At 43.5% G+C, this 24,020-nt stretch carries 20 protein-coding genes; 9 read left to right on the forward strand and 11 right to left on the reverse strand.

What is annotated here, in order from left to right; all coding sequences use genetic code 11:
- Positions 1-177 precede the first annotated feature (177 nt).
- Positions 178-1,551 (reverse strand): NAD-dependent succinate-semialdehyde dehydrogenase, encoded by a 1,374-nt coding sequence (locus tag JMX75_RS05885; protein WP_201531464.1) that lies wholly within the window; start codon positions 1,549-1,551, stop codon positions 178-180.
- An 83-nt stretch (positions 1,552-1,634) separates the two neighbouring features.
- Positions 1,635-2,762, reverse strand: a complete 1,128-nt coding sequence (aguA, locus tag JMX75_RS05890) for an agmatine deiminase (RefSeq protein WP_201531466.1) — start codon at positions 2,760-2,762, stop codon at positions 1,635-1,637.
- A gap of 14 nt (positions 2,763-2,776) precedes the next feature.
- Here aguA and JMX75_RS05895 point away from each other — a divergent pair, with 14 nt between their 5' ends.
- The gene (locus tag JMX75_RS05895; protein WP_227673000.1) at positions 2,777-3,154 is read left to right on the forward strand and encodes a cupin domain-containing protein; all 378 of its coding nucleotides are present in this window, start codon (positions 2,777-2,779) and stop codon (positions 3,152-3,154) included.
- Between the two features lie 208 nt (positions 3,155-3,362).
- Here the strand turns inward: JMX75_RS05895 and JMX75_RS05900 are convergent, their stop codons facing one another.
- The 8 genes from JMX75_RS05900 to JMX75_RS05935 all read right to left on the reverse strand — a co-directional run bounded on the left by JMX75_RS05900 (position 3,363) and on the right by JMX75_RS05935 (position 15,214).
- Positions 3,363-4,661: a glycosyltransferase gene (locus tag JMX75_RS05900; RefSeq protein ID WP_133105333.1), complete on the reverse strand. Its 1,299-nt coding sequence runs from the start codon at positions 4,659-4,661 to the stop codon at positions 3,363-3,365.
- 152 nt (positions 4,662-4,813) lie between these two features.
- Entirely contained in the window at positions 4,814-5,698 is an 885-nt protein-coding gene (locus JMX75_RS05905) for a TIGR03915 family putative DNA repair protein (protein ID WP_133105334.1), read from the reverse strand.
- 55 nt (positions 5,699-5,753) lie between these two features.
- The gene (locus JMX75_RS05910; RefSeq protein WP_133105335.1) at positions 5,754-7,022 is read right to left on the reverse strand and encodes a putative DNA modification/repair radical SAM protein; all 1,269 of its coding nucleotides are present in this window, start codon (positions 7,020-7,022) and stop codon (positions 5,754-5,756) included.
- Positions 7,023-7,450: 428 nt separating this feature from the next.
- A complete protein-coding gene (locus tag JMX75_RS05915; RefSeq protein WP_133105336.1) occupies positions 7,451-8,395 on the reverse strand; it encodes a hypothetical protein in 945 nt (314 codons plus the stop codon).
- A gap of 387 nt (positions 8,396-8,782) precedes the next feature.
- Complete coding sequence (gene greA, locus JMX75_RS05920) at positions 8,783-9,259, reverse strand: transcription elongation factor GreA (protein ID WP_011513174.1); 477 nt, start codon at positions 9,257-9,259, stop codon at positions 8,783-8,785.
- 352 nt (positions 9,260-9,611) lie between these two features.
- Positions 9,612-12,866 (reverse strand): carbamoyl-phosphate synthase large subunit, encoded by a 3,255-nt coding sequence (carB, locus tag JMX75_RS05925; RefSeq protein ID WP_201531468.1) that lies wholly within the window; start codon positions 12,864-12,866, stop codon positions 9,612-9,614.
- Between the two features lie 144 nt (positions 12,867-13,010).
- Positions 13,011-14,243: a glutamine-hydrolyzing carbamoyl-phosphate synthase small subunit gene (carA, locus tag JMX75_RS05930; RefSeq protein ID WP_201531470.1), complete on the reverse strand. Its 1,233-nt coding sequence runs from the start codon at positions 14,241-14,243 to the stop codon at positions 13,011-13,013.
- Positions 14,244-14,644: 401 nt separating this feature from the next.
- Entirely contained in the window at positions 14,645-15,214 is a 570-nt protein-coding gene (locus JMX75_RS05935; RefSeq protein ID WP_133105338.1) for a phosphatase PAP2 family protein, read from the reverse strand.
- A gap of 174 nt (positions 15,215-15,388) precedes the next feature.
- On the opposite strand from JMX75_RS05935, the gene JMX75_RS05940 reads away from it, so the two are divergent.
- The 4 genes from JMX75_RS05940 to JMX75_RS05955 all read left to right on the forward strand — a co-directional run bounded on the left by JMX75_RS05940 (position 15,389) and on the right by JMX75_RS05955 (position 18,264).
- Positions 15,389-15,925 carry a gamma carbonic anhydrase family protein gene (locus tag JMX75_RS05940; RefSeq protein WP_133105339.1) on the forward strand — a complete coding sequence of 179 codons (537 nt, stop codon included), beginning with the start codon at positions 15,389-15,391 and terminating at the stop codon, positions 15,923-15,925.
- A gap of 86 nt (positions 15,926-16,011) precedes the next feature.
- Positions 16,012-16,719: an HAD family hydrolase gene (locus tag JMX75_RS05945; protein WP_201531471.1), complete on the forward strand. Its 708-nt coding sequence runs from the start codon at positions 16,012-16,014 to the stop codon at positions 16,717-16,719.
- Between the two features lie 93 nt (positions 16,720-16,812).
- Positions 16,813-17,908, forward strand: a protein-coding gene (prfB, locus tag JMX75_RS05950) for a peptide chain release factor 2 (RefSeq protein ID WP_144061752.1) whose coding sequence is annotated in 2 segments (ribosomal slippage) — positions 16,813-16,884 and positions 16,886-17,908 — 1,095 coding nt in all. Because the reading frame shifts where the segments join, the coding sequence is not laid out codon by codon here.
- A gap of 56 nt (positions 17,909-17,964) precedes the next feature.
- Positions 17,965-18,264: a pyrimidine/purine nucleoside phosphorylase gene (locus JMX75_RS05955; RefSeq protein WP_201531473.1), complete on the forward strand. Its 300-nt coding sequence runs from the start codon at positions 17,965-17,967 to the stop codon at positions 18,262-18,264.
- A 98-nt stretch (positions 18,265-18,362) separates the two neighbouring features.
- Here JMX75_RS05955 and JMX75_RS05960 read toward each other — a convergent pair whose 3' ends face one another.
- Entirely contained in the window at positions 18,363-18,839 is a 477-nt protein-coding gene (locus JMX75_RS05960; protein ID WP_201531475.1) for a GNAT family N-acetyltransferase, read from the reverse strand.
- A 174-nt stretch (positions 18,840-19,013) separates the two neighbouring features.
- Between JMX75_RS05960 and JMX75_RS05965 the strand changes: the two genes are divergently transcribed.
- The 4 genes from JMX75_RS05965 to JMX75_RS05980 all read left to right on the forward strand — a co-directional run bounded on the left by JMX75_RS05965 (position 19,014) and on the right by JMX75_RS05980 (position 23,793).
- Complete coding sequence (locus JMX75_RS05965) at positions 19,014-20,141, forward strand: DNA topoisomerase IB (RefSeq protein WP_201531477.1); 1,128 nt, start codon at positions 19,014-19,016, stop codon at positions 20,139-20,141.
- Positions 20,142-20,343: 202 nt separating this feature from the next.
- On the forward strand, positions 20,344-22,077 hold the full coding sequence (locus JMX75_RS05970) for an AMP-binding protein (RefSeq protein ID WP_201531479.1): 1,734 nt from the start codon (positions 20,344-20,346) through the stop codon (positions 22,075-22,077).
- An 87-nt stretch (positions 22,078-22,164) separates the two neighbouring features.
- Positions 22,165-22,956 (forward strand): SDR family NAD(P)-dependent oxidoreductase, encoded by a 792-nt coding sequence (locus tag JMX75_RS05975; RefSeq protein ID WP_020443122.1) that lies wholly within the window; start codon positions 22,165-22,167, stop codon positions 22,954-22,956.
- Between the two features lie 267 nt (positions 22,957-23,223).
- Positions 23,224-23,793, forward strand: a complete 570-nt coding sequence (locus JMX75_RS05980; RefSeq protein ID WP_201531481.1) for a L,D-transpeptidase family protein — start codon at positions 23,224-23,226, stop codon at positions 23,791-23,793.
- Positions 23,794-24,020: the final 227 nt, after the last annotated feature.

Below are 24,020 nucleotides of genomic sequence, written 5' to 3' on the forward strand. Positions count from 1 at the left end.
ACGGCTAATTTAAAGCCTAAAGTATAATCTTTTTGAGTGCGCTTAACCTTTACAGTGTCTAACTTGTCCATGAATAAGCTCCTTTTTCGTAAACTTATTTTAGGACGGGACATAAGTATTAAAAAAGCCTAACATTGACTGTTAGGCTTTTTATTATTCTAAAAATCGCTCTGTCGATTACGACTTATCGCGAATCAACTTATAGTTTAAAAATTCAGTAATGCCAAGGTTACCAAGCTCTCTACCAAAACCTGAGCGCTTCACACCGCCAAATGGGGTATTGGCTTCACTACCAGACGGGGCGTTGATAGTCACCATACCGACATCTAATTGCTGAGCAATCTCTGCTGCCAATGCTGCGTCTTGAGTTTGAATGGAAGCACCTAGACCAAATGGTACATCATTGGCAATTTGAATCGCATGATCGACATCACGCGCTTTATAAATGACAGCAACTGGACCAAAAAGCTCTTGACGATAGACGTCCATGGATTCATCAACGTCTGTCAGTACCGCAGGCTTAAACCAAGCGCCCGGCTTGTCTTTCACCATACCGCCTTCTACCAATACGGTTGCCCCTGCTTGAATGGCGCTGTCGAGCTGCTCTTGTAAGTTTATTGCTGCTGCTTTAGAGGACATCGGTCCGATAAAGGTGCCATCGTCAAGTGGATCAGCCAAGCTCATATCACGTACGACATCGGTAAAGCCTTTGACGAAATCATCATAAACTGACTCAATGACGATTAGGCGTTTGGCGGCATTACAGGCTTGGCCAGTATTACCAAAACGACCAGAGATAGCGCCTTGTACCGCTTTTCCGATATCAGCGTCAGCTGCAACGATGAACGCATCTGAACCGCCAAGCTCTAGCACGACTTTTTTGAGGGCGCCGCCTGCTACTTTAGCAACTGCTTGCCCAGCTCGTTCAGAGCCAGTTAAGGAGATACCTTGTACCCTGCTGTCTTCAATAATGGTCGCTGCTTGTTCATTGGTTGCAAACACATTGTTATAGACACCCTCTGGTAAGCCTGCGTCTTTGAAGATATCGACGATAACTTCTGCTGTCTTAGGGCATTGCGGCGCGTGTTTTAAGATAAGGGTATTGCCTGCCATAAAGTTTGGTGCGGCAAAACGTGCAACCTGATAATGCGGGTAGTTCCATGGCATGATACCCAACAGGACACCAACAGGTAGCTTCTCTACAGAGGCAGACCCTGTATCGACATCAATTTTATTGGGCGCTAATAGCTGCTCTGCATTATCGGCATAGTAACGAAAGATATCAGCAACCAATCCAATCTCGCCTTTTGCTTGCGCGACAGGCTTACCCATCTCTGTTGCTACGATACGTGCAAGCTCTTCTTTACGCTCAAGATAGAGATCAGCAATTTTATGCAGTAGCTTACTACGCTCACTTAGCGATACTGTACGCCAGTCTTGATAGGCTGTGTCAGCTTGCTCAATCACTCTTTGGATATCTTGCTCAGTTGCTGTAGGGTAAGTGGCTTCTACTTCACCAGTGGCTGGGTTATTAACTTGATAATCGCTCATAGTTATGTCCTTTTTTAAAATATTATTGGGTTCAAAATCCATTTGGGTCTATATTTTTATGCGGCTGCTTTTAGTTAATACTTTTAGTTGCTGCTTTTAATTGATGATTTTGGTTGCTGCTGCGTAATGCAATGAATATTGCCGCCACCAAACACAATCTCTTTCGTTCGTACTCCCACTACCTGATGTTGAGGAAAGACTTTTTCAAGCTGCTCGATAGCGAGTGCATCATTTATATCATCATATTGCGGTACGATGATAGCGTCATTACAAATCAAAAAATTGGCATATGAGGCAATACAGACGTCACCCGTTAAGCGCGCCTTGGCATCATCAGATTGTTCAGTATCATAATGTTCAGGCAAGGTGACAGAGTTCTTGGTACAGCATAGCTTATGGACTTTTAAACGTCTGCCTTTTGCATCAGTCATCTTTGAGAGCTGCTCATAGGCCTTTTGCGTTGCCTCATAAAACGGATGCTTAGGGTCGTCAGTAAACAAGCAAACCACTTCACCAGGGCGCGCAAAGCAGGCGATATCATCAATGTGACCTGTAGTCTCATCAGGATCAATACCGTCATCAATCCACAGCACTTTTTGCACATTAAGATAGGCTTTTAGCTTGTCTTCAATTTGATCTTCGGTTAGGTGCGGATTACGCCCTGGGCTTAGCAAACACATGCGTGTAGTCAGAACAGTGCCTTCACCATCGACGTGAAATGCGCCGCCTTCCATGACAAAGTCATCCGTTCGATAGCGTTTGATATCTAGATGGTCACATAAGCGTTCAGCCAACTTATCATCGTCATCCCACGGCGAGTATAGTCCATCATAGTCGCCGCCCCATGCGTTGAATGTCCAATCACAAGCGCGTAGCCCACCTTTATCATTGATTAAAAATGTCGGGACAGTATCACGCGCCCAAGCATCGTTGCTGGGCATCGATATGAGGTCGATATCAGCAGGTAGACTGTCACGGCATGATTGATAATCATCAGGATTGACCAGTACACCAACTTCACAAAATCTGTTGATTGCCGATGCAACATCAGCATAAGCTTTCTGAGCAGGAATGGCTTGCTGTCGCCAGTTATCAGCACGGTAAGGCCATACCATCCATATTTTTTGTATCGGCTCAAATTCTGCTGGCATGTAAAAGCCGTCTTGTTGTGGTGTTGAGCCAGTGATTAATCGGTTCGGTAATAATGACATATAGAGCACCTTATTTGACGACTTTTTTTAGCGATGAGTGGAAAGAGCCTAAAGCTCGAGTGGTGGTTACGCCAAAAGATTTGATAGAGCTGAGCGAGCCGAGCAGTAGAGTGTCTCTAAAGCAGGTATATAACTGTAGCACCACCAAGAACCTGGGTTTTTTGATCGAAACTTATCAGCCAAACAGCTCAACGGAAGAAAAAATTGCTCATGAAGGTGAAGAAATCGGTACCGTCATCGAAGGTAAAGTGTTGATTCGTATTGAAGAGACAACCTACTTATTAAATGAAGGTGACAGTTATGTGATCGATACGATTAAACCGCATACTTTTATCAATCCTACTGACGGCGTGACTCGTATCGTTAGTGCGCATACGCCAACGACTTACTGAACAAAAATCAGCATAAGCTTTTATACAGTGATAGGTCCATATATTAATGTATTTTCAAAAGCGTATGATTATTGAACATACAGGATTGCCTTTTACTCACGCTATTTTCTACTAGAAAGTAGCGTTTTTTGTATGTGTCTTTGAAGCGAGCTGATAAGAGGAAAGTTAATAATAGATAGGCAAGCAGTCAAATTAGAATTGACGCCAATTAAGCATCGTTTGGCTCTTCTGTTACTTTAGTACTATAAGATGTGTTGGGTTTGTCTTTGACCAACCTGACTTTATTGGCTGTTTTTTTATTAACGATGGGCTTAGAAGTTACGCCAAAGACTTTTTTGTGTCTTCTTACGGCTAAAGCATCCGCTGCCGCTTTTTCTTCTGCTAATGCCTGCTCATGCAGATTTTTATAGACGCCTATTGTCTCATCAATCATCTCACGCATGGTAAATTTGTTGGTCATCTCAGGGCGAGTCACACTTTCTAACTGATTGCGCACCGCTTTGCACAGTGCGTTGGCATTGTATTTTCTGACCAAACCTTGCGGATAGAGTGGGCGCAGAATTTCACTAAATGCCGCTTGATCCCAGCCAATGACAGGCGTACCCAAATGAATGGCTTGTAAGGCATTGATACCGATAGATTCAGGCTGATTGGCAAGTGCCATGACGACATTGGCCGCTGACAACCACTCACGCATATCATTACGTTTGCTGCCGACATAAGTGATACGATCGGCTAATCCCAAAGTATTGCTGCGTTGACGAAAATCTTCATGGGCGACATCGCCCGCGCGATAATCATCATCCATAATAATGGCATGGATATTAGGGAATTGCTCTTGAAGATTGCCCAAGATATCAATCAGCCATTCTTGACCATATTCCTTACCGATGATGGTTGGAAATACCAGCCATTTTTTATTCTCAAGCTCAGGGTATTCAGCAAAAGTATGACGTAGCCAATATACTGATGGATTATGACGATAAGGATAGCGACGCGTATCAACACCGCGGTAGATACGTTTAATGACTCTGGGGTCCAGCTCCTCACGGCGCAGCCCTTTTTTTAAGTAATCAGTCACACTATCAGACACAGTAATAATGGTGTGAACATCAAGTAAGGCTTGTGAGTATTTATTGATAGGATAGAAGCCATACATGGTTGATACCAGTTTTGGTCGACGTTTTACCCGTGCACGGCGCAGCGCTAAATGCAGTACCCATGCCGGTGTCCGCGAATGCACATGGATGATATCAGGGTCATATTTTTCAATCAGACGGCGCAGTGGCGCGACCTGTAATAAAGACAGCCAAGATTTTTTGTTCATATATAACTGGTGATAATGGTTGCCATCACGCTTTAGGCGTCTGACCAAGTCATTGTCTTCACTGGCACTAGAGATAATAATTGAGGTATGCTCGTTTTTGACCAAAGCACGCCCAAGATGAAAAATACCGCGCTCGGATTCATCATGCTTCAAAGACGACAGTAAACGCATAACTTTCATAATGGCGTGGGTCACTATTAGAGGAGATCAAGCTGCTATTGTCAGTGAAAAGTGCTGAAAACTCAACCACCAAGATAAAAAGATAGCATGGGACGATGACTATTATTTGTCGTCAATAAATACAGGTAATATAAATGACAGTAATCAAATATTTAGCGCTGTTTTTTGAGGTGCTGCGCATTTGGCAGGACTTGTTTTTCACTCAAGTATTTCCAATAGCGCTGCGGTAAGTATTGCTTGTGCAAACGTGGATTTTTACGCTCTTTGATATTAACGTTGGTAAAATAACCTTGCCAAAAACGCTGATAACGTTGCTCATCTTCGCTATGAATGCTGGCAGGATTGCGCAGTACTGCCTCATCAAGCTCAGTAATGGTTTGCAGGGCTGCGGGGCGCTTGGGCGTGCTTCGGCTTTTGTCATAATAAATACCATAGCCACGCGCCAAATCATAAATTGCCCAATGCTGATCTTGATAACGCTGACGAAAATGCTCCCCAATCAAAGGCAAAACATTAAAATCCGGCTCAACACGGGCAAAGTAAATGTCTTCAACTGTATGCTCAAAGCGTACAAAGGCTTCCATGCGGTGTTTTTCACGACCGACAGACTTGACCGTTTGCACGAGCTCTAAAACATTGAGATTACCCAAATCATCCATGATATGGCGACTTGGGTAGTTAATAGCGTATTTGACCACTTGAAACAATGTGCTACCAATATTGTCTTTTTCTGACAAAAAACCCCAAAGTAAATTTCGCATACCCGAGCGACCTAGGAGTTGATTCAACTTCGTAAGTACTCGTTCGGCATGGTTGGCATTGGTCTCTACACTAATGGCGTGAGCGAGTAATGACGGCACATAATAGTCCTGCGCAATAAGCTGTAGCGATGTATCGTCCTGTAAGTGATTGGAATAGACGTAAAATACTGCACTGAGCCACCCCTCAAAACTTGGCTCATAAAGTACAATACTGGGCGTCAATTGACCCAGCTGGTAGTTTTGATTTTTGGCAAGTTCTGACAGTGATTGCGACATTATTTGTCCTAAAATAACTTCATGATAGTAGCTAAATTATCAATAATTTTAATATTTAAAACAAAGCCAATTGCCCACTGCGTTGATCTTTAAATTTCGTCTGCGTTTGCGCCAGCACATATTGACGAAAGTTATCACGGGTTAAGTGTGCGAGATGCTCGTTTTTACCAGTAGTCGCAATGAAGTATTTGGCACGATTGACCGCCGCGCCCATTTTCTTCAAGTGATAAAGTGTCAGCTGATTAAACTTGCGGGCTTTGACTATTTTTTTAGCCGTTTTTGTACCGATACCGGGAATACGTACAATCATCTCATAACTTGCTGTTTGGATATTGACCGGAAAATGCTCACGGTGGCGGATTGCCCATGCTAACTTTGGGTCGCAGTCCAAATCTAAAAATGGCGAGTCCGGTTCAACGATTTCGTGCGCACCAAAACCATAAAAACGCATCAGCCAATCCGCTTGATAGAGACGATTTTCGCGTATCATTGGCACAGGCGTACCGATAGCTGGCAGGCGACTGTCAGATAACATTGGCACATAGCCAGAATAGTAAACTCGTTTTAAATCATAGTGTTTATAAAAATGACTCGATAGCTGAATCACTTGCAAGTCGGTCTCGTTACTTGCGCCAACAATCATCTGGCTAGTCTGACCTGCAGGCACAAATTTCGGCGCTTTTTTATGCGTTTTACGGCTCTCACGAATGGTGATGATTTCTTCTTTGACCGTCTCCATCGGTGCTTTTAATTGTTCGTGAGATTTTTCTGGTGCCAGTAACGCCAATCCTGATTTAGTCGGAATCTCAATATTGACGCTTAAACGGTCAGCATATAATCCAGCTTCTAATAATAATTCTTTTGAGGCTCCGGGAATGGTCTTTAGATGAATATAACCATTAAAACGCTCACGGGTACGTAATATCTTAGCGACCTCAACCAGTCGCTCCATCGTATAGTCGCCACTTTTAAAAATACCTGAGCTAAGAAACAGGCCTTCGATATAATTACGGCGATAAAACTGCATGGTCAAATCCACCACTTCTTCGACACTAAAAGCGGCACGCGGGGTGTCATTGCTTTTGCGCGAGGTGCAATAAGCGCAATCGTATATACAATGATTGGTCAGCAGGATTTTCAGCAGGCTGACGCAGCGACCATCTTCGGTATAGCTGTGACAAATACCGGTTGCTGAGGCATCGCCAAGGCCACCGCCTTGGTTTTTCCGCGTACCAGCGGAGGATGAGCAAGAGACATCATATTTAGCAGCGTCCGCTAAAATATTGAGCTTACCTTGTAGTCGTTCATAATTGATGGTTGCCATAAGCGGTATTTACCATGTCAGTAATGAAAGACTATTTTAGCAAAATTAGCGTTAAGTCATTGTATTTATGAGTAAAATAGAAATCATAGACGACAACTGTTGTCGTCTATTCTGAGCTGCACTATACGATTATAAAAGCGCTTAAACTTGAAGCAATATAGTCAATGAAAAGTAATATCGATACATTGAGTACTGCTAGTATTAATTTTGCTTGCTTGCTTGCTTGCTTGCTTGCTTGCTTGCTGTGCCTAGGTAGACAGAGGCTGCAAAAAAATTATACTAGCAGTACCGTAACGTTTTTAAGGTGTTTTGACTATGGTTTATGAATAGCCACAAAAAAGGCCTTGCCGGCTAGAGACTTAGCAAACAAGACCTTTTATTAGTTTTAGTATTTCTTAAGTTTCAATACTATAACTTCACTGCCGTATTTATTGAACTTTAGCGCGTATCACGACAGTCTGTGCAGCTTTAGGACTAAGATTTACTAAGTTCCATTTAAGACCTGAGTAATTTTCTTTTACCACTACTGTATTGCCAACTTGTTGGATAGTTTGATAGCTATCGCCACCAGTGGTCGCAAGCGTTGGTAGTGGACTGTTCAATGACACCATTCTGACGCCATTTGGCAAAGAAACCATGGCATTGATATCAGTCACTGGTTGCGCTGTGGTATTGGTATAAACGGTATGATACTCAATCACATCACCAGGCGCGATATGGTTGGCAGGTACTGCAACTTCACGTCCATCGCTATTTTTCAGGATTTTCATGACCTTAGTTTGCGCATTGACCACATCAGGCGTACTAAAAGTTGGTTTGAGCTGCAAGGCTTCTATAGAAGTAATTGTTGTCACAGGGGTAGTGATCACCGGTGCATTGATTACTGACGTATTTATGACTGGCAGCTGAGTTGCTGTGGTTACAGGCAGTATTTGAGTCGTCGGTAATACTTGAGTGACAGTACTGGTTGGCACTGCGATGACATCAACACGACTGCTTTGATTGGTTATTTGGTTGGTCACCGGTACGCTAGTGACAGTCGCACTACCTTGAGTGACGACAGTATTACTAACACCATTACTGGCTACTTGGCGAACCACGTAGCGCGGTACATTGGTAACCTGCGTCACAGCAAACGGCATGCCATCTTGCATACCAATGCTATTAGGCGTAGCAGTAATGACAGCTGTTTTACCATCAGAATACTGCTCGACCACGGTGGTACTACCGCCCGTAGAAGGTAGAACGGTCACTTCAGTGGCGGCATTGGCAGCAGACATAGCCATAACAGTGCCTGCCAACAGTGCGGATACTGCCGTGAATGTAGCTGTTTTTTGCATCACAACGAATGAGCGATTAATACTGGTGGTCATAATAAAGTCCTTTAAAATGATAATAAGTAACACAAAAATAGAGAACACTTAAATAAGAAAGCCCAGATAAGAAAACCCCCGTTAATTGACGCTGCAGGGGAGGTCAAATAACGGGGGCAGCATTACTGATAATAGTAGTAAATAGCCAGACGATAAAAGCTATCTGTCAAACCGTCCTATCAAACTATTGATTTATCCGTGATTATTTTAATTAGTTGCTAAGCATACACTTAGCAATCTCAACTCAACAATTATGCGCTAAAACGAGTTAGGTAGAAAAGCAGCGTTGTGTAACTGCTATCCTATAAACGATGACTTTTTGTGTGGTTTACTTTATCTAATTTCTTAAGAAAGTTACTATTTGATTCACTACAAAAGACGACTATATTAATCGTAAATGACTTTCATAATTTCGTATTCAACCACACCTTTTGGGGTTTCAATACGTGCTTCATCGCCCTCAGATTTACCAATCAAACCACGCGCAATCGGTGAGTTAACAGAGATTTTACCGGCTTTGAAATCCGCTTCGTCGTCACCAACGATTTTGTACTGCTTTTCTTCTTCAGTGTCCATGTTTTCGATAACGACGCTGACGCCGAATATCACACGGCCATCTTTTGGTAACGTCGTAGGATCAATCACTTGCGCACCGCCAAGTTTGGCTTCGATATCACGGATACGAGCTTCACAAAATCCCTGCTGTTCACGCGCTGCATGATATTCAGCATTTTCTTTCAAATCACCATGTTCGCGTGCTTCAGCAATAGAGGCGGTGATGCGAGGACGGTCAATACTTTTTAACTGTTTTAATTCGGCTTCTAAAGCCGCATGTCCTTGCGGAGTCATGGGATAACGTTGCATGTTTTTTTCCTTAAACCAATAACACGGGCACCATCTCCTACTCTTAGTGAATAGTGAGATGGTGTCAGAGTTGTTGCAATGGGTATAAAATAAAAAAAGAATAATGATGCAGACAGCGTAACCAGTCAGGTCGCTATCATTCATTGATATCAATTCAATAATCTGGGTGTTTAAGCTTACGTAATAAAAAGCATAGTCGCAGTTTAGCCACTATGCTTTTTAGGTCTATCATTTAAATTTTATTTCAAGCATGGTCTACATTATTAAACGCTACACTATGCTCAAATAAGCTCCTAGGCAAGCCTAACGGTTATGCTTAATCTACTGAAATTATTCAGCCAAGTCAATAGAGCTATACAATAGACTTTGCTTGCTCATGTAAATCTTGTAATTTATACACCTCAAAAGGTAGGTCAATCGCATAAGATTTACAAACGGCATCTGCTGCGCCCAAAGTCGTGACGTAGAACACTTTACCTTGTAGCGCGCTACGACGGATAGAGAATGAATCCTCTTGTGCCTGCTTACCTTCAGTCGTGTTAATAATAATATCGATTTTGCCGTTTTTTAAGGCATCAACGATATGTGGGCGACCTTCGGTGACTTTGTTAATTTGCTTGCATTCAATACCATTGTCACTTAGTACTTTTTGCGTACCAGTAGTCGCTACAATGTTAAAGCCAAAGTCAATCAGCTGACGAGCGATAGGGGAAATTTGCTCTTTATCGCTATCACGTACTGAAATAAAGACCGTTTTGGTTTCACCTTCAGTTGGCAAACCGGGCAAACGCTCATTACTACCGATAACCGCTTTGTAGAATGCTTCGCCAAAGGTTTTACCCACGCCCATCACTTCACCGGTTGATTTCATCTCAGGGCTCAAGATTGGGTCAACACCAGGGAATTTAGCGAATGGGAAGACCGCTTCTTTTACCGCATAGAATGCAGGAACGATTTCTTTCGTAAAGCCTTGGTCTTTGAGCGACGTGCCAGCCATACAGCGTGCTGCTATTTGTGCTAAAGAAGTGCCGATACACTTAGAGACAAACGGTACGGTGCGCGCGGCACGTGGATTGACTTCTAAGATGTAAACCGTTTCACCTTTTACCGCAAACTGGACGTTCATTAAGCCGACAACACCAAGCTCTTTTGCCATGGCGACAGTTTGCGCGCGCATCACATCGCACAGATCATCAGACAACGAGTAAGGCGGCAATGAACAGGCTGAGTCACCAGAGTGAACACCCGCTTGTTCGATATGCTGCATGATACCGCCAATCACCACATCTGTACCGTCGCTAACACAGTCAACATCGACTTCGATCGCATCGTCTAAGAAACGATCTAATAGAACCGGCGCTTCATTTGATGCTTGTACCGCAGTGCGCAAGTAATGTCTTAATTCATCTTCGTTATAAACGATTTCCATCGCGCGACCACCAAGTACATACGATGGGCGTACTACCAATGGATAGCCAACGTCTTTTGCCTTGACCAAACCATCTTCTAAGCTCGTCGCTAAGGCATTGGTTGGTTGCACAAGATTCAACTGCTGAATCATATGCTGGAAGCGTTCGCGATCTTCAGCGCGGTCAATGGCATCAGGGCTCGTACCAATAATTTTGACGCCAGCGGCTTCAAGTGCGCGGGCGAGCTTCAATGGTGTTTGACCACCAAACTGTACGATAACCCCATCAGGGTTTTCGATACGGACGATTTCTAGCACGTCTTCAAGCGTGATTGGCTCAAAGTAGAGACGGTCAGAGGTGTCATAATCGGTTGAAACCGTTTCAGGGTTACAGTTGACCATGATGGTTTCGTAGCCGTCTTCGCGCATGGCAAGGGCTGCGTGCACACAGCAATAGTCAAACTCGATACCTTGACCGATACGGTTAGGACCACCGCCGATAACCATGATTTTCTTATTATCGGTAGGGTTGGCTTCACATTCGCTATCGTATGTTGAGTACATATAAGCGGTGCTGGTAGCAAACTCTGCTGCACAAGTATCGACACGCTTATAAACTGGATAGACATTTAAGTCCCAACGCTTGGTACGTAGCTGCTTTTGTGAGACGCCAAGCAATTTAGCAAGACGCAAATCTGATAAGCCTTTACGCTTAAAGCTGCGTAAATTATGCTCAGTTAAGCCGCCAAAACCTAACGCTTTAACTTGTGCTTCGGTTTTTACGATATCCTCGATTTGTACCAAGAACCATGGGTCGATTTTGGTTAGTTTGAAAACGTCATCGACGCTCATGCCAATACGGAAAGCATCCGCAATATAATAAATGCGCTCAGGCGTTGGAATGGTTAAGCGGTTGGTAATTTCGCTACGCGCTTTTTCAATACTTACTTTTGATAAGTCAATTTGATCATCAAAACCATCATTGCCAGTTTCCATGCCGCGTAATGCTTTTTGCATCGACTCTTGGAAGTTACGACCAATCGCCATGACTTCACCAACTGACTTCATTTGCGTTGATAGAACATTATCGGCTTGTGGGAACTTTTCAAAGTTAAAACGAGGAATCTTAGTGACGACATAATCAAGCGCAGGCTCAAAGCTGGCTGGGGTTTTGCCGCCCGTGATGTCATTTTGCAATTCATCTAGGGTATAGCCAATTGCTAATTTTGCTGCGATTTTAGCAATCGGAAAGCCAGTCGCTTTTGATGCCAATGCTGATGAACGTGATACGCGTGGGTTCATCTCGATGACGACCATACGACCCGTTTCAGGGTTGATACCGAATTGCACGTTTGAGCCGCCTGTTTCCACACCAATCTCACGCAGTACTGCTAATGAAGCATTACGCATGATTTGATATTCTTTATCGGTCAAGGTTTGTGCTGGCGCAACCGTGATTGAGTCGCCTGTATGTACACCCATTGGATCAAAGTTTTCAATCGCACAGATGATGATGCAGTTGTCGTTTTTGTCACGGACCACTTCCATCTCGTACTCTTTCCAACCGATGAGTGACTCATCGATAAGCAACTGATGGTTTGGTGATAAGTCAAAGCCGCGCTCGCAAATCTCGATGAATTCATCGCGGTTATAAGCGATACCGCCACCTGAACCGCCCATCGTAAATGAAGGACGAATGATGCACGGATAGCCCATTTTCTCTTGGGTCGCAAATGCTTCTTCCATGGTTTCAGCGGTTTCAGCGCGTGGACACTCAAGGCCGATGCGCTTCATGGCTTTATCAAATAAGTTGCGGTCTTCCGCCATCTCGATTGAATCTTTGGTTGCCCCAATCAATTCGCAGTTATATTTGGTTAGTACGCCGTGCTTGTCTAATTCTAAGGCACAGTTTAGAGCGGTCTGCCCACCCATCGTTGGCAAGATAGCGTCAGGACGCTCTTTAGCGATGATTTGCTCAACCGTCTGCCACGTAATCGGCTCGATATAGGTCGCATCCGCCATGGTTGGGTCAGTCATGATGGTCGCAGGGTTTGAATTGACCAAGATGACGCGGTAGCCTTCTTCTTTTAGCGCTTTACACGCCTGCGCGCCTGAGTAGTCAAACTCACATGCTTGGCCGATGACGATAGGGCCTGCGCCAATGATAAGAATGCTTTTTATGTCGGTACGTTTTGGCATAGTTAGGGCTACCTTCGTTTGAGTGATATTTTGAGTAATCTACATTTTAACAATATTTTCAATAACGCTTATCGTGTCTGGCATGGTGCAGCTTAAACCACCATCTGTGCTTCAAGCTTTATACTTATTATTTGTGGCTAGATATTAAGCTTTCGCTGCTGCCATCATATCGGAAAATTTATCGAACAGCGGCGCGGCGTCATGCGGGCCAGGGCTGGCTTCTGGGTGACCTTGGAAACTAAAGACTGGCTTATTGGTCAGCTCAATCCCTTGGTTGGTACCGTCAAATAATGAGCGATGGGTCGATTTAACATTGGCAGGCAGCGTGTCTTCATCAACCGCAAAACCATGGTTTTGACTGGTAATCATAACCGTGCCAGTTGCCAAGTCTTGTACCGGATGGTTGGCACCATGATGACCAGTTTTCATTTTGATGGTTTTTGCACCGCTGGCAAGACCAATCAGCTGATGACCTAAGCAGATACCAAAGGTTGGAATGTCCGTTTCTTCAATGATATGACGTACCGCATCGATAGCGTAATCACAGGCAGCTGGATCGCCAGGACCGTTCGATAAGAAGATACCATCTGGATTCATCGCGAGGACATCTGCGATAGGCGTTTGTGCTGGCACGACAGTTACATGACAACCGCGGTCTACTAGCATACGTAGGATATTGGTTTTGCTACCAAAGTCATAGGCGACAACGTTGTATTTTGCTTCGACATGCGTGCCCAAATGCTTAAAGAAGCCGCCCGTACCGCTATCATGGCTACCAGCTACATCACGATTGAGTAGGGTGTCTGATAAATCCCAGCTACCGGCGGTCCATTCAAATATCGTCGGTGTACAGCATTCTTTTGCCAAGTCCATACCTTCGATACCAGCAAATTCTTGTGCCAATTTAATCGCTTGCTGTTCATCTTCGCTGCTAATCGTTGCGCCGTTAGAAGCGGTCATGATACAGCCGTTTTGCGCACCTTTATCACGTAATAGGCGGGTCAATTGACGGGTATCAATATCAGCAATGGCGACGGTATTATGGCTTTGTAAATAATCAGTCAGTGACTCTGAGTTGCGGAAGTTTGAGGTCACCATGGTCGCATCGCGGATGATAAGACCTTCAGCCCATACTTGATGACCATTACCAGACTCGACATCTTCAGCGTTGGTGCCGGTATTGCCAATATGCGGATAGGTAAGCGTGACCAGTTGGCGCGCGTAACTTGGGTCAGTTAGGATTTCTTGATACCCTGTCATGGCTGTATTAAATACCACCTCACCGACACGATGACCAAGACTACCGATACTCAAACCGCGAAAAATCGTACCGTCTGCTAGTGCCAAAATTGCTTGTATTTCTGCCGATGAATTCAAGGGTTGCCTCCGCTGTTATTAGTGAGTGCTGTGCTGTTTTTTGGTTAAAATAAAGCGCTGCTTTTTTGATTATTGCTATTTAACTGCGGCTAAATAACCATAATAAAAGAGACAGCGCCAAAATTTTTCCACAAAAAAGCGAGAAGACATCATAGATGAAAAGGTACAGGATTCACTAGGTGGTGAATAAGTAACTTACATCATGTCCGCTCGCTTTGGCACAGATTTTGCGCATTATACTAGAGTTTTGCACTAAGGGCTAGCATCTTAAGCTGATGCTTGACTAATAAATTTAAGATGTTTCTTATTTAACCTTTCAATCATGAGCAGCCATAGTAGATTTGGCTATAGGTAGTGACTAGGAGGTGATATAAATAGGTATGAAGACTAGGATTTATTGATCAAAAGTTATAATGTACTGATAAGCCATAATAATCTGGCGATAAGTTGGTGGCGATATGCAGCTGGTCATCTTGATAGCTTTTCGTCAGATACATACTGCTCGCCATACCTAAGGCAGCGCCTGCCAATACATCGACAGCGTCATGCTCATCGGCTTCAATGCGGCTATAAGCCACAAAACCTGCGCCAATATAGGCAGGAACACTATATTTTAGTCCATAGCGTTTATGAATAAAGCTGGCACCCTGAAAGGCTCTTGAGGTATGACCAGATGGATAAGAATCATCATCGCTGCCATCTGGGCGCTCTTTATCAATCACAGATTTTAGGGCATAAGTGGCTGCAACATTGGTTGCAAATGAATAATAAAATTGCTCTCGTCCCTCTTTATCATCCATATAATAAGTGCTACCGTAAGCAACTGCTGGTATAGCGAAAGATAGAATGTCACCCGCCTTGTCGATATTATCGCTACTACTGGCGTGAGCTGGCATAGCGACAAGCAAGCTGCTCGATAATAAAAAACTACTGGGTAATAAAATGATAGCGGAAGCGTTTTTGCTGATCATTGCGGCAATCCTAAAGAGGGTTTATAGGGCAGATGAATGAAAACCGCATTATACTACAAATGCTTGCTCCTAAATTCAGCGCTCACATATTTACAGGTCAGTTTTATAGCCGATATCTGTCTCAACTACATTTATTAATAATAACAACTGAATAAAACCTATCAAGGATAGAGTATGATTTATCAATATTTAGACAAAGTGCCTACATTCGCTGTACCCTTTAATGGTTGGGTTGCAGACTCAGCACGCGTGATAGGCGACGTGTATTTGGGTCATCAGTCAAGCGTCTGGTTTGGCGCGGTGATTCGTGGCGACAATGAACGCATCCATATCGGTGACTATACTAACGTGCAAGAAAACAGTGTTATTCATACTGATGCTGGTATCGAGGTAAAAATCGGTAATCATGTCACCATTGGTCATTTAGCGATGCTGCATGGCTGCGAAATCGGTGATAATAGCTTGATTGGCATTGGCGCGGTCATTTTGAATAATGCCAAAATCGGCAAAAACTGTATTATCGGTGCCAAAGCCTTGGTCACCGAAGGCAAAGAGATACCAGATAATTCTCTCGTTGTGGGCGCGCCTGCAAAAGTGGTGAAAACATTGACAGATGAACAGGCAGTCATGATGAAACTGTCAGCGCTACATTATAGCGATCGTTGTCAGAAGTTTAAAACGGGTCTTAGAGAGATTGAGCAACCAGAATAAGTTGCTAATGAACAATCACTAATCAACAGTTACTAACGACCGATTACTATTAATTATTATCAATTGTCATTAATGAGTATTTTATTATGAGCACGCCAAGCACTGTTAGTCAGACTGTCTCACGTACGTTAGCACTATTTGATTTAGACCATACTTTGCTCGATGTCGATAGCGACTACTTATGGGGCGAATATATCGTCAAGCATAATCTTGTCGACGAAGCCGAGTATCGCACTGCCAACCAGAAATTTTATAATGATTATATCGAAGGTACGCTTGATGCGACGGAATATAATGAATTTGTGGCACAGTTTTTAAGCAGCTTACCAATGGATAGGTTGCATGAGTTGCGCGAAGACTATATAAAAAGTGAGATTGAGCCGCACATCCGCCCAAAAGCAATGGAAGTCCTGTGTCAGCATGTTGAAGCAGGTCACGATGTGGTGATTATTTCGGCGACCAATGACTTTGTCGTTTCGGCGATTGCTAAGCGTTTTGGGATTGAAGACGGCAATGTGCTCTCAACGCCTCTTGAAATAAAAGATGAGCGCTATACGGGTAAATTGACCGATAAGCCAAACTTTAAAGAAGGTAAAATTTATCATTTGGATAAATGGATTGGCAAACAGCAACTGACAGGTATTAATTTTGACAAGACTTATGCGTATTCAGACTCCAAAAATGATATTCCTTTACTAGAGTGGGCAGATGTGGCGATTTGTGTATCACCTGATGATGCGCTACATGCTCATGCGTTGTCGCATCGCTGGGCGGTTGAGGATTGGTCAATTTAAAAGATGAAAATAGCGGCTAAAATTAGCCAAACATTTCACCCAAATCTCATTTAAAATAGCGCCATCGTATTTTTAAAACAGACAGGAACCCTTATGGAAATCAATCCGTATCAAGAACGAATTAAAGATTTATCAGAGCGTGGGCAGGACTTGCGGAGGTATCTTTGACTTCGATGGTAAGCAAGAACGCTTAGAAGAAGTCAATTTAGAGTTAGAAAACCCCGAGCTATGGAATGATCCAGAACGTGCGACCAAGATTAATAAAGAAAAAAGTCAGCTTGATGGTGTGATTGATGTGGTGGTGTCGCTTGAAACTACATTGGAAGATGCGTCCGCTATGCTAGAGCTGGCGGTAGAAGCAGAGGATGAATCCTTGCTGGCAGATGTGCAAGCCGAATTAGACAACGCTGAAAAGCGCGTTGCCGATTTAGAGTTTCGCCGGATGTTTAGCGGTGAGATGGACCCAAATAATTGCTACTTGGACATCCAGTCAGGTAGTGGAGGTACAGAGGCGCAAGATTGGGCAGAAATGCTACTGCGTATGTATACGCGCTGGGCAGAAGCGCATGGCTTTAAAGTTGAAGTGATTGAAGTATCATCAGGTAGCGTCGCTGGTATCAAGTCGGCAACCATTGAGATTAAAGGGGATTATGCCTTTGGTTGGTTACGTACCGAAATCGGCGTCCATCGCTTAGTGCGTAAGTCACCATTTGATAGTAATAACGGTCGTCATACTTCATTTGCTGCCGTCTTTGTGTCGCCTGAGATCGATGATAATATTGAAATTGATATCAATCCAGCAGATTTGCGTATCGATACCTATCGCTCATCTGGCGCAGGTGGTCAGCATGTAAACACCACCGATTCTGCGGTACGTATCACCCACGAGCCAAGTGGCGTGGTGGTCACTTGTCAGAACGAGCGTAGCCAACATGGTAATAAAGCGACGGCGATGAAAATGTTGCGTGCCAAGCTTTATGAGCTTGAGATGCAAAAACGAATGGAATCTCAGCAAGCAGTCGAGGACGGTAAATCAGACGTTGGTTGGGGCAGTCAAATTCGCTCTTATGTGCTTGATGATTCACGTATCAAAGACTTGCGTACTGGCGTTGAAACTTTTAACACTGGTGCGGTACTCGATGGCGACCTCGATCAATTTATCGAAGCGAGCCTAAAAGCTGGACTGTAAAAATAGAATATGAAGACAGATTTAAAATATCAACCAACACTTAATTAAGGAAAATTATGCCAAGCGTTAATAATTATTTTGAAAACAAAGTGACTTCTATTGCCTTTCAAACCGCAACTAAGCCTGCTACTGTCGGTGTAATGGAGATTGGTGAATACGAATTTGGCACCAGTGAGTTTGAAACCATGTCAGTCGTTAGCGGTACCTTGACGGTCAAGCTACCAGAGAGTGATGAGTGGCAGACTTTTAATGCTGGCGAGCAATTTACCATTGATGCCAACCAAAAGTTTCAAGTAAAAGTGGAAGTTGAGTCTGCTTATTTATGTACTTACGGTAAATATCCATTTCCCATATGAGTACAGTCGTCAAAAAAACGCCAAGTTGATGCTTGGCGTTTTTTTATGAGTACTTTATTCCTCGACTAATTTCAAAAAATAAAACAAGCTAATACAATCTATAAGTTCTTACGGTATTGCACCATATCTGTTTGAGTGGCGATTGTGTCATAGAGTTTGCGCGCTGTGGTGTTTCCCTCTTGGGTTGTCCAATAAACGCGGTTGCAGTTTTGCTGGCGGGCAAACTCATAAACCTGTTCAATCAATGCACGTCCTACGCCTTGCCCGCGCACAGGTTGATCCACATATAAATCCTCTAAGTAGCAGCATTCAGTGCTATTCCAAGTATTGGGGTGTAGCACCACATGCGTGATACCTACCAACTTGTCGTCTTGCCAAGCACCAAAACCATAAATCGGCACATTACTATCGAGCAAACTGTGCCATGTTGCATTCGTCGTTTCTAATGGCAAGCTGCTCTCATAAAACGTCAGATAGCTTTGCCAGAGGCTTAACCAAGCATCGTAATCACTTTTAGATAATGGCATTATTTTTAAAGAGCCATTAGTTGGATTTATAGGAGTGGCGTTTGTCATATTAATGGTGTCTTTAGTCAGTTTGTCTTAAATTATGCCGTAGCGCCCAAAATCTACAAGCCATTTATCGGTTTTATTTTACACAGCATTACACATTGTCCATGGCAAGTACACAGCAATGATAATGGCGGTTGATTATGCTAAAACAACGATATTAGCAAATGAGTATTTTTTATGGCGAAGTCAAATCAACCAAGCAATATACAAGATGTGCGCCATGATTATGAGCACTTGGCGAGCCTCGCGAACTTACGTTATGTCAGCGATAACGATCCTGGATATGGGCGTCGGCGTTCTGGACGTGGCTTTACTTATCGAGATGCCACTGGCAAAACGGTTAAAGATAAAGCCTTGCGTCAGCGCTTTGATGCTTTGGTCATACCGCCGATGTGGTCAGAGGTTTGGATATGCCAAGATGATAAAGGACATCTACAATCGACAGGTCGAGATGATAAAGCGCGTAAGCAGTATTTATATCATTCAGAGTGGGATCGGGTACGTGACCAAGCCAAGTTTAATGCCATGATAGGTTTTGCTGAAGCGTTGCCCAATCTGCGTGCGCAAGTTGAAAAAGATTTAGAAGCCAAACCCTTATCACGTGACAATGTGTTGGCAGCAGTGGTCAAATTACTTGAGACCACCTTGATTCGCATCGGCAATAGTCGTTACGCCAAGCTCAATAAAAGTTATGGTTTAAGCACGTTACGCAGTAAGCATGTCAGCGAAACGGATACTGGACTGGCATTTGACTTTGTCGGTAAAAGTGCCAAAGAGCATCATATAGAATTGCAAGATGAGCGTTTGATTGACATCATCCAAGCGTGCTCTGAGCTGCCCGGTTATCAAGTATTCAAATACTTAGATGAAGAGGGTAATAAGCAAGTCGTTGATAGCGCTGATATCAATGATTATCTGCGTACGCATACCTGTGGTAATGAGTGTGAAAGTTATAGCGGCAATTTATACAGTGCAAAAGACTTTCGTACTTGGATGGCAAGTGTATTGGCAGCAAGCTACCTTTATGATGAGTTGCAAACCAAATCTGGTAAATTGATTTTAGCCACTGCGCCTGATAGTAAAGAGCGTCAGCAACTGGTGACTGATATGGTAAAAAGCGTCGCCGATGAGCTCGGCAATACCCCAACGGTCTGCCGATCCTCTTATATCAATCCTATTATTATCCAGCAGTTTTTAGCAGGGGAGTTTTTTGAGCCTTATAAACAAGCGCGCCGTGGACGTACCAGACGGCATCAAAGCTGTGAAGAGAAGGCGTTACTTGGGTTTTTGAGCGCGCGACAGTAAACCATTACTAAGTAACTGTCTTTAGAGAATAATAAAAATGATACGTTATGTATTGAAATAAGTATAAAAATACGTTACTAATAGAGTATGTGCCATTTAAGATTTTTAAACAGTTGATCAAATATAGCTGTTTTACGATTTATTCTATTATTTCTAACTCTCTGATTTTGTCAGTGATTCTCGATTGCTAAAGGATTAGCTTATGAATACCTCTCCTTCAAGTACTACCTTTTTAAACACCCCTTCAAATCATGCTGTAAATACCTCACAGGCGCTAACGAGTTATAGTGACTATTATCATAATTTTGATATGAACGCATTACTAACAGAGATATTTGGTGAAAATGTAGATGATCGTTTAAACGCCTATATGGCGTGCTGTGGACGTCATGTACGTGACGGTCGCGGTGATCATATTGCGCTAGTTCATGAAGATACGGCTGGCAATGTCACGCGTATGAGCTTTGCTGAGCTTGATAAAGCAAGTGCACAGGTTGCCAGTTTACTACTTTCTTATGGCGTGCAAGCGGGTGACCAAGTGGCAACTATGCTACCGCGTACCCCTGAGTTACTCACCATTGTATTAGCCACTTGGCGGATTGGCGCAGTCTATCAACCGCTGTTTACCGCCTTTGGTTATGATTCGATTAAGTATCGAATGGACAAAGCCAATACCAAGGTCGTTTTTACCAATCAAGACAATCGTGGCAAGTTTGACGACTTGGCGAAGCAAACCAAAATGGTGTTGGTTGGTAGCAAGGTAGATGCGCAAAGCTGGGGTGATGATAACTATGCTGACAAGATATCAGAGCAGCCACAAACTATAGAACCAGTGCTACTAAATACCGATGCACCCTTTTTGCAAATGTTTACCTCAGGTACAGTAGGCAAATCAAAAGGCGTTAGTGTGCCACTAAGCGCGCTCTCAGCCTTTTATCTGTATATGCGTTATGCAATTGACCTGCGCGCGGATGACAACTACTGGAATATGGCAGATCCAGGCTGGGCGTATGGGTTATATTATGCGATTACTGGGCCATTATTACTAGGTATTACTACCTATTTTAATGAAGCGGGCTTTGACGCTGCTCATACCCGCGACTTTATGGTACGTCATAAAATTAGCAATTTGGCGTCCTCACCGACAGCATTTCGGATGATGAAATCGAGTGGCGTGTTTGAAGCTGCTCACAATGACAGTAGTAATGACAATGAGGCTAAACTATCACTGCGCTGTGCCAATTCAGCAGGCGAAACCTTGAATACCGAAGTCGTCAACTGGGTGGAAACTTATCTAAACTGCAAAGTGTGCGATCAGTATGGGCAGACCGAAACGGGCATGACCTGCTGCGAGCACCATGCGTTAGCTCATGAATGCCCAGTAGGCTCGATGGGCATGGCGTTATCGGGGCACACATTGGTCGTATTAGATGATGACATGCAAGTATTGCCTGATGGTAAGCAAGGACAGCTGGCAGTGGTCGTCAGTCAATCGCCCGCGTTTTATTTCCGTGGTTATAGCTGGAACGAAAAAGACGCCTTCGCTGATGACTATTATTTAACAGGTGATGTGGTTGAGCGTCATAGTGATGGCAGCTATTGGTTTTCAGGGCGTGATGACGACATTATTATCACCGCAGGTTACCGCGTTGGACCAACCGACGTTGAAAACACAGTGCTGGAGCATGAGGCAGTCGCAGAGTCCGCAGCAGTTGGCGTGCCAGATGAAGTGCGCGGTCATACGATTAAGTCTTATGTGGTGCTAAAAGATGGTATCAAAGGCACAGACGAGATTGCTAAAGAGATTCAAGATTTGGTGCGCAGACGTCTATCAACTCATGCTTATCCACGTGAGGTTGAGTTTGTGAAAGAGTTACCAAAAACCCCAAGTGGTAAAATTCAGCGCTTTTTGCTGCGCAGTTTATCTGCGGCTTGATAAAGCAATGCATTCATATCGTTAGGTTAAGATAAAAATCGATGACTGATAAAAATAACAGTATAAATATTAATTAAAGGAAAAATTATGCAAATTGAACAACACAGCTTTTTGGTCACGGGCGGTGCGTCAGGTCTGGGTGAGTCGGTAGTGCGTGCTATCGTGGCTCAAGGCGGCAAGGTTGTCATCGCTGATCTTAATGAGTCGACGGGGCAAGCATTGGTCGATGAATTGGGTGACCATGCTCGTTTTGTGCGCTGTGATGTGACCAGTGGCGATGAGGTGCAAGCGGCTGTTGATATGGCTGAAAGCGACTTTGGCGGCTTACAAGGTTCTATCAACTGTGCAGGTATCGCTGTTGTACAGAAGCTCTTAGATCGTGAAAACAATCCGGCAGATCTCGATGCTTTTAGTCGCGGCGTCAATATTAATCTTGTCGGTTCTTTTAACGTGGCGCGTTTGGTGGCAGCCAGTATTGCGAAGCGTGTAGCTAATGCCAATAACGCAGACAGCTCCGTAGAGAAGAACGCTGACAACGGCGTCATTATTAATACGGCTTCTATCGCTGCCTTTGATGGGCAAGTCGGACAAGGGAGTTATGCTTCATCTAAAGCTGGCGTCGTTGGCATGATGTTGCCGCTCGCACGTGAGCTGACTCGTCATGGTATCCGTGTCATGACTATCGCGCCTGGGGTATTTGCAACGCCTATGATGCAAAGTTTGCCTGAAAAGGCGCGCGAGCAACTAGAGGCTGCGGTACCGTATCCTAAGCGCTTGGGTAATCCTAATGAGTTTGCCAAATTGGTCATGCACATCATTGATAATGCCTATCTCAATGGCGAAGTGATTCGTTTGGATGGCGCGATTCGTATGGTGTAATAGAATTCTAAGAATTTAATGTCGCATTTTTAAGTCTCATTCGTACAACTCGCACAACGCTTGGCATGGTTTTTTGTTATAGTTGATCCACTTTTAAAAGAGTACGGAACTACTGAGGTTCATTATTCGCAGCCTCTGTCTGCGTAGGCACAGCAAGCAAGAAAAATTAACCCCAGTAGTGATTGATAATATTTGTATTTCTTTGATTAAGGACTGACTATATCTTATAGATAATAATTTTATTTATTAATAATAAGAAGTAATACCATGCCATTTTTTCGTGCAGATTTTAGTCAGTATCTTGTTTGGTTAGTAAGCGCAATAAGTCTTAGCCTCGTGACTCTCATGAGTACCAATGCCGCGCCAAACATACAAAATACTTCAAAATCTACCCCCTCTATTCCTGATACTGCCATTATCGACAAAGTTTTCGTTGATAAATCAGCGCGTGTTCTACAATTATTAAGTGGTGACACTGTGATCAAGTCTTATCATATAGCGCTTGGTGGCAATCCTATTGGTCACAAGCAGCAGCAGGGTGATAAGCGTACCCCGTCAGGTTCTTATACACTCGATTATAAGAATGAAAAATCCAAATTTTATCGCTCTATTCACATAAGTTATCCTAATGCGGCTGATAAGGCACATGCTAAGAAGATGGGCATCAATCCGGGCGGTGATATTATGATTCATGGTCAAAAGAACGGTTCTGGACATCTAGCGTCGGTCAATCAATTACGCGATTGGACCAAGGGCTGTATCGCCGTCACTGATGAAGAGATGGATGAAATCATGGCGATGGTCAAGGTCGGTACCGCTATTGAAATCGTAGAATAAGAATATTAAATAATCGGTATCTACAGGCGTATTTTTTCTAAAATAAAATTCATTATGTATTAAATGTTAGCACGATTTAGTGACTTGATTTTAAGCAATTAATATCATTACTATTAATAAGGTTTTAGTGCTAAGTAGGTTGAAATTCCTCTCTATGTACCGCATATATAAAGGCAGACGAAGGCAAGTAAACAGCATAAGTTTGCTGCCTAATAATATATAAATGA

It is taken from the genome of Psychrobacter sp. LFX-11D (assembly GCF_904846475.1).
In the GTDB taxonomy this organism is placed as follows: domain Bacteria; phylum Pseudomonadota; class Gammaproteobacteria; order Pseudomonadales; family Moraxellaceae; genus Psychrobacter; species Psychrobacter cryohalolentis.